This is a genomic window from Shigella sp. FC1967 (assembly GCF_001743005.1).
Lineage (GTDB): Bacteria > Pseudomonadota > Gammaproteobacteria > Enterobacterales > Enterobacteriaceae > Proteus.
This window is the reverse complement of record NZ_MIIZ01000595.1, coordinates 1-6,860: the sequence shown is the minus strand read 5'-3', so window position 1 is coordinate 6,860 and position 6,860 is coordinate 1. Positions and strand designations below refer to the sequence as shown.

General features: G+C 40.5%; 7 protein-coding genes. 5 read left to right on the top strand and 2 right to left on the bottom strand.

The annotated features are described in order from the left end of the window. Both BHE89_RS06430 and BHE89_RS06425 read left to right on the top strand, forming a co-directional pair. Positions 1-954, top strand: a 954-nt coding sequence (locus BHE89_RS06430) for a phage DNA ejection protein (protein WP_171742470.1), incomplete at its 5' end; no start/stop codon positions are given. Then, positions 954-3,020: an injection protein gene (locus BHE89_RS06425; RefSeq protein WP_069367934.1), complete on the top strand. Its 2,067-nt coding sequence runs from the start codon at positions 954-956 to the stop codon at positions 3,018-3,020. The genes BHE89_RS06430 and BHE89_RS06425, both read left to right, overlap by 1 nt. 70 nt (positions 3,021-3,090) lie before the next feature. Here BHE89_RS06425 and BHE89_RS06420 read toward each other — a convergent pair whose 3' ends face one another. Together BHE89_RS06420 and BHE89_RS06415 are read right to left on the bottom strand one after the other, a co-directional pair. Further along, the gene (locus BHE89_RS06420) at positions 3,091-3,621 is read right to left on the bottom strand and encodes a hypothetical protein (RefSeq protein WP_128860359.1); all 531 of its coding nucleotides are present in this window, start codon (positions 3,619-3,621) and stop codon (positions 3,091-3,093) included. Positions 3,622-3,910: 289 nt separating this feature from the next. Next, positions 3,911-4,162 carry an Arc family DNA-binding protein gene (locus BHE89_RS06415; RefSeq protein ID WP_069367936.1) on the bottom strand — a complete coding sequence of 84 codons (252 nt, stop codon included), beginning with the start codon at positions 4,160-4,162 and terminating at the stop codon, positions 3,911-3,913. Positions 4,163-4,248: 86 nt separating this feature from the next. On the opposite strand from BHE89_RS06415, the gene BHE89_RS06410 reads away from it, so the two are divergent. The 3 genes from BHE89_RS06410 to BHE89_RS25180 all read left to right on the top strand — a co-directional run. Continuing rightward, on the top strand, positions 4,249-4,413 hold the full coding sequence (locus BHE89_RS06410; protein WP_069367937.1) for an Arc family DNA-binding protein: 165 nt from the start codon (positions 4,249-4,251) through the stop codon (positions 4,411-4,413). Between the two features lie 66 nt (positions 4,414-4,479). After that, positions 4,480-5,343 carry a phage antirepressor N-terminal domain-containing protein gene (locus tag BHE89_RS06405; RefSeq protein WP_069367938.1) on the top strand — a complete coding sequence of 288 codons (864 nt, stop codon included), beginning with the start codon at positions 4,480-4,482 and terminating at the stop codon, positions 5,341-5,343. Positions 5,344-5,452: 109 nt separating this feature from the next. Further along, on the top strand, positions 5,453-6,860 hold a 1,408-nt coding region (locus BHE89_RS25180; RefSeq protein ID WP_286145948.1), incomplete at its 3' end, for a phage tailspike protein.

Genomic DNA, 6,860 nt, shown 5'->3' with positions numbered 1-6,860 from the left:
AAAGCGGCTGTTCAATTAGCAGATCACATTGGCATGTCATCACTAGGAATTGATGATTACTTCAACCTGCAAGATAAACAACTTGGCAGACAGATTGACCAAGGTCGTTTAGATGAGCAAATCAGAAGCAATCAAGCCGGCGAGGCACTAACAAGAGAAGGCCATCAGATACAGGTGCGTGGCCAGAACATCTCCGCTCAAAACTCGATGCGATCAGCTAGCTCAGCAGGAAGTAAACCAGCAGCAGTTCAGGAGTATGAGTACATGATGACACTTTCACCTGAACAACGTAAACAGTTCTTGGCGCTCAAAGGCAAATCGGGAACTGAAATGCAACAAGCTCAACTGGCTAATGGTCAGACTGTGATGATAGATCCTAATGCACAAGGCGCTGGTGATTCCAAATATTACAAAGGGTTTGATGCGAACGGCAATGTGGTAACCATTCCTGTTAACGCGCTCTCATCGATTTCTGACCCGTCTGGTAACGCTGGTAAAAACCTAATGAATGATGATTTAGCAATGCTTGCCAATGCAACAGATGAGCAATTAAGCGCAATAACAGGAGTTACCGGTGGTACAGGCTCTAACCCTCTAACCGCTGATGTTGGAACGAGAACGATAAATAAGGATGCGAGACCTTTATATAATTCTGCTCAGAGAATACAAGGATATATGCAAAACCAAGGTATTGGCGCAGCAAGGGCAATGGGGGCAAGTGGAATTAATACCGTTGATGAAGCTAAAATGTACTTCCAGTCTATGCCTCAACTTGATTTCTCAACCCCACAAGCCCTAAGAAATTCTATCAACATCATTAATAAATACACGCAAGACTACAACGCAAGAAATAACGCCAATTTAGGCGGACCATCAAGCCGGCAGTCAGCACAACCAACGCAACAAGCGCCTACTAACAATCAAGGTGGGTATTCTAATCTCTGGGGTGGGTAATGGCTAAACCATGGAAAGAGGTGATCTCGTCACCTGAGTATCAATCACTATCTAACGAACAAAAGGTATCAGCGCAGGAGCAATATTTTAATGAAGTAGTTGCTCCAAATGTTGGCAGCGACGTAGATAACGCAAGACAACAGTTTTATACCGCATACCCACTTCCGCAATCACAACCAGAACAAGCAACCCAGCCGCCACAGCCAGAAAACAGCTATATCTCTGGCATGAAACAAACCAATCAGAACCTTTCACAAGGGTTGCAGCAATCGTCTGATGATGCTAAAGGTTTCCGTGAAAACGTAATAGATGCCTTTACTGGTGAAAGCAAGATGACTCCTGAAGTTCAAGGGCTCGAAGGGATCATGTCTTCGCCAGAAATGAATGCATTTAATACTGACGCAATGAAAGCGGCTTGGGTGCAAATGTTCGGCAACGACAACGACTTTGTAAAAGTGATAGGCAATATGGGAGGTAAAGTATCTCAAGATGAAAAGGGAAATTTGCTGGTTGATTTCCCGTCCGGTCGCTACGCATTAAACAAGCCCGGTCTATCATCTGAAGATGTCATGCCATTTATTGCGAACGCAGTTGCATTCACTCCAGCAGCGAGAGCGCCAACAATTTTCGGAGCAACAGCTAGGTCAGCAGGTACAGATTTAGCTCTACAATCGTCTGTTAATATGGTAGGTGGTGGTGATATTAACCCTTGGCAAACGGCGTTGTCTGCTGGTATTGGTGGAGGAGGGAAAGTTGCAGAAAGGGGAGTTAATGCATTAGCTAGAGGCAGTAGAGGTAATATGTCGCAACAGGCTCAGGCTGACGTTGCATTTGCCACTGAAAATAATTTACCGTTAATGACAACTGACATCATCCCTCCACGAACCAATAACGGTCAAAGAGCTAGAACCTACGGTGAAAGAGTTCCACTTGCTGGCACTGGTGGCGCGAGGGTTGCTCAGGAAGATGCGCGCAGAAATTTAATTCAGACACTTAATAATGAGCTTGGTAATTTTTCTGATGAGGCTTTATACCATTCTGCCAATGCTAACCAGCAAAGATATATGGGGCTACTAAGTGATAGGTATGACAGGATACTAAATGCAATGGGGGATACCCCTGTAAATATAAATGGAACTATTGCAGCTATTGATGAACAGATTGCACAACTGACAAGAGCTGGCGCATCGCAAGACCGAAATGCCGTAAATATTTTACGTCAGTATAGGGATGATATAACTAGCGGCGTTAATGATGCACGGCTAGCTAGAGATAATAGAACAGACCTAAGACGTCGGTTTATGTCATCACCAAATGAGGTTCCTTCTGATACGATAAGTCGCGTGAGCGTTCCAATATATAACGCATACACTAACGATATAAGAAATGCAGTGAGTCAAACTCTCGGAGCTAGAGAGGCAGGGAATTTATATAGAGCAGATCGTTCATGGGCTAGAATGCGTGACGTTATGGAAAACACCAAAGCGCAAAATGCGTTAAATAACGGGAGGATAAATCATGAGGAAGTTACTAAGTTAATTTTCAGCAAAAGGCCAGCAGAAAGAGCGCAGTTATACAGACTACTGAATGAAGAGGGGCGAGATAACGCTAGGTCTGCGTTATTTCAAAACGCTTTAAACAAGGCAACCGATGCATCAGGAGAGGTTAGTGTAGCTAAATTCATAAACGAGATGCATCGAACTAGGCAGCAAGCTAATACCTTCTTCAGGGGGGAGCATGGCCAGCGCCTTGAGGGGGTTATGCGGTACTTAAACTCTACCAGAGAGGCAGCGGTTGCGGCTGCAAGCCCAGTAAATGGGCAGTTGGTTTCTCCATTGCTAACTACAGTAGTTGGTGGTGCGGCGTATTTAAACCCTGTTGCTGCAAAACTTGCTGCTATCGCTGGCACATATGGATTGGGCGCAAGAGCGTATGAATCCAGACCAGTTAGAAACATGCTCTTAAGATTAGCTAATACCCCAAGGGGTAGTACCGCCTACGATAGATTAGTTACAAGAATATCTGATGCATTAACAGCAATGGGGCAGGCTGAAAGCAGGAACTAATATCCATCCAAAAGGGAGGCTGAATCTAGTCTCCTTGCTTTCATTGCCTCTCCAGGATATCTATTAGTTATTACCTTGCATAACAAATAAAAGGAACTGATATGATAAAATAGGTAGACAAGAAAATCTGAGGAATAAAGCTAATTAAGTCAATAATATTATCTTCTTGGTAGGAGAATTGCCAGTATATAAGTCCTGTAATTACTATTGCAACAGAATCAAACACCAGACCTAAATAATGGAACGCATCAGATAGTCTATTTTGTATATTTTGGCATGAGTAATACTTAAGAGAAAACTCCTCAAATAGATCATAATATTCATCACTTTTAGGATCTACAAGGTATCCTCTTTCTCTCCAAAAGCGTGGAGGGTTTTCAATTGACGACAATCCAAATTTAAGTGTTGATATTGCAAATGGTATAGCAACTAATGATATTACTTGAAGCAGGTAATATGATGCCGAATACCAGAAACTACCGAATTCTAGTTTTTCTCTAGCAAAAACGAGCACCCAGAAAAAAATAATTGATGGATATGCTATTATTTTACCAACTTCAATCCATAGTGGATCTTTTTTATCTGTATTTGGTTTATACATGTCGTCATTTCACGATTCAAGTTTTAAGAATAGGGTAAGCATCTATTTCATATCAGAAACATTGTTAGATATGCACTCCACAGTGTTAGATAAGTCTGTCAATTGACGTTCTCTATTTTCATTACTTGATTTCAATTCATCAAGCACATCATTTATAGACAGAAAACAGGTTTTTGTATTATGTGATATTTCAGACTGCAATTTTACAATCTTTGATAACTTAAAGCCTATCCATAACAAAACAAAAATAATTAAAATAAGAAGCAACTCCAAGTCATCACCTCACTGTTTATTTTTTATCATTATATAGCTTAACTAATGTATCGAACACCATCTTTTTAACTTCTTCTGCTTGGTGATCGGCTAGTTTTTCTGCGTCATTTTTATAGCCACTCATGGATGATGGGGACGATAGCGCATCATCTATTATTTTTAACAGCTCGGAGTTAACAGATCTTCCATTCATCTCTGCTCTTACTTTTAATTTATCTCTTGTTTCTGGTGGCATTCTTAATTTGAACTGTGGATATTCTCTGCTCATACAATCACCTTAATTTTTCTTGACAGTCTATAACGGTGATAGTACATTCTCAATTGAACCACGGTGGTTCATAAAGGAGGTGAAAAATGAAAGGAGCGAGAAAACTACCACAACTTAACTTTAGATGGCCTGAAAAGGATATTGATTTAGTTAAGCAGTGGGCAGAGAAAAATGGAAGATCTTTAAATAATGAAGTTCACAGAATTGTGATGGATTTTTTGAAGAGAGAAGGCGAAAAAAGTGCCAATTAGAAGAAAGCCCCAACCATTCTCAGTAGTTAGGGCTTGTGACTTACTAGAAACTTCGAGGTAACTAGCATGACAAGTATATCAACTATTAACGTACCATTCCACGGTAACAATTTATATGTAGTGAATTACAACGGGCAACCTTATGTTCCAATGAAACCCATTGTTGATGGTATGGGGATGGATTGGGCGTCACAATTTACTAAGTTAAAACAAAAGTTTAAATCAACTGTTGCGGAAATCACAATGGTTGCTGAGGATGGGAAAGAGCGCAATATGATTTGCCTAGCTCTCCGTAAACTTGCTGGCTGGCTTCACACTATCAGCCCTAACAAAGTTAAACCTGAAATCCGTGATAAAGTAATTCAGTATCAAGAAGAATGTGACGACGTACTTTACGAATACTGGACTACTGGCGAAGTTAAGGCTAAACACAAGTCAACAGTTCAGGAGCGCAACCCATTAAAGAACGCCGTTAATCTACTGGTAAGCAAAAAGGGCATTATGTACCCAGAAGCCTATTCTCTTGTTCATCAGAAATTCAATGTTAGTGGCATTGATGAGCTAACAGCAGACCAAATACCAGAAGCAGTTGAATACGTTCACAAGTTAGTAATGGAAGGTGAGTATATTCCCAAACAAGATGAGCCACCTAAACCAACACAGCAAATAACAGATGACGAACTCATCTCCCTATGTTGGCAGTGGAACTACTTATCATTGTGCTGTGCGGCTATGAATGAAGTATATCCAATACTCAAAGCGGCAGAGCATAGATTAGAAGGAAGATATTATGACATGCCTAAATCCGCTGGCAGGTCAAACGGTGAGATAAGAAAACTACTTGACCGCCTAACTCGCCATATTGAGCCGAAACAAACAGATAACTCTAGGATTATTAATAGATTAAGACTGGATTCATTACCAGCTTAACAATCAAGCCCATGGACGGGCTAATAAATCATGCCGCTTAATTGCGGTTTTTTACGTCCAAAATACACCAGATTAACACTGGTGCGACTACTCACGCTTGGAGAAAGCAATGTCAGATATTATCCCTAATGTCGTCGTGTCAATGCCATCACAAATATTCACTCTCGCAAGGAAATTCCAAGCGGCGAGTAATGGAAGGATTTTTATTGGTAAAATTGACACAGATCCAACATTACCAGAAAACCAAATTAAGGTTTATTTAGAAAATGAAGATGGTTCTCACATTCCTGTTCCTCAGCCTTTAATTATCAATCAAGCTGGCTTCCCTGTTTATAACGGTCAGATTGCTAAGTTTGTCACTGTTGAAGGTCACAGCATGGCTGTTTATGACAGTTATGGGGCACAGCAATTCTATTATCCTAATGTGCTGAAGTATGACCCTGATCAATTTCCACATAGAATTGGCGAAATAGTAAAGACATACCCAAGCGTTTCCAAGATGAAATCAGATTCGTCAGTTGCTTTGTATAGTTCGGTTAGAACATTAGGCTACCATAATGAAATAGGACGAGGAGGCGCGGAATACCTTATAGTTTCGCTAACAGATTATAACGGCATTCCAGATGGTTATGGAGATCACTTACTAAGCAATGGAAATGTTGCAGTATTACAACTCGGAGCACATGCTCCAATCTCTAAATTTGGAGCATTATTCGATGGAAGTGGGGATTCTAGCCCGTGCCTGCAATCTGCTATAAATAAAGTAGCAAGCATTGGAAAGATGGTCGTTATTGATGGAAATTGCAAACTAAGTAGCTCTATCAATGTAAAAACCGGCTCAACAATAAATGCAGATGGTGCCAAGATAAAAGTCACTGCTGGAATAGAAAATCTATTTAATGCCTCAACAAGTGGCAGTGGAATAGAGACTGTTAATATTATAGGTGGTGAATGGACAGAGGACAGTCCATACAATGCAGGGACGGTAACATTTTGCAATATGCAAGGGGAATACGGAACTGGTGAGGGCGCTCATGTTTATGTGAATCGTTTTAATTTCCAAAGAGTTAAACTTTATAATTTTAATTGGTTTTTACAATCTGACTGGGGTCGCTCATGGAATATAGATGGTTGTTTTTTCTATGGAAGAAATGGACTTCGACTACAACATAAAAATGTTGAATGCAATATCACTAACAGTATTATTTTCGGAACAACCCCAACCGATCCTGAAACTAGAGGTATCTCGATAGGAGAAAACTTATCTCATGCTGGTCAAGGAAGATATCCTGAAGGAATAAAAATCCATAACTGCACAATAGATAACTTTGGTCGTGCGTTGTCGGTACATGAAGTTTTAGATTTATCAGTGACAGACAACTGGCTTGGAGCGTCAATAGATAGAACCAAACACTGTCTAGTATTTGAAAGAGATTCTGGCAACTTTATGTCTGGGTTGCATTTTAATCACAACACCTACTTTGGTGGAAAAATTGAGTTTACTTCACATTCATCCC

What these genes read in the sequence shown, in the direction of transcription:
- BHE89_RS06425 (WP_069367934.1), top strand. Translation starts at nt 954, where the DNA reads ATGGCTAAACCATGGAAAGAGGTGATCTCGTCACCTGAGTATCAATCA.
- BHE89_RS06410 (WP_069367937.1), top strand. Translation starts at nt 4,249, where the DNA reads ATGAAAGGAGCGAGAAAACTACCACAACTTAACTTTAGATGGCCTGAA.
- BHE89_RS06415 (WP_069367936.1), bottom strand. Translation starts at nt 4,162, where the DNA reads ATGAGCAGAGAATATCCACAGTTCAAATTAAGAATGCCACCAGAAACA.
- BHE89_RS06405 (WP_069367938.1), top strand. Translation starts at nt 4,480, where the DNA reads ATGACAAGTATATCAACTATTAACGTACCATTCCACGGTAACAATTTA.
- BHE89_RS06420 (WP_128860359.1), bottom strand. Translation starts at nt 3,621, where the DNA reads ATGTATAAACCAAATACAGATAAAAAAGATCCACTATGGATTGAAGTT.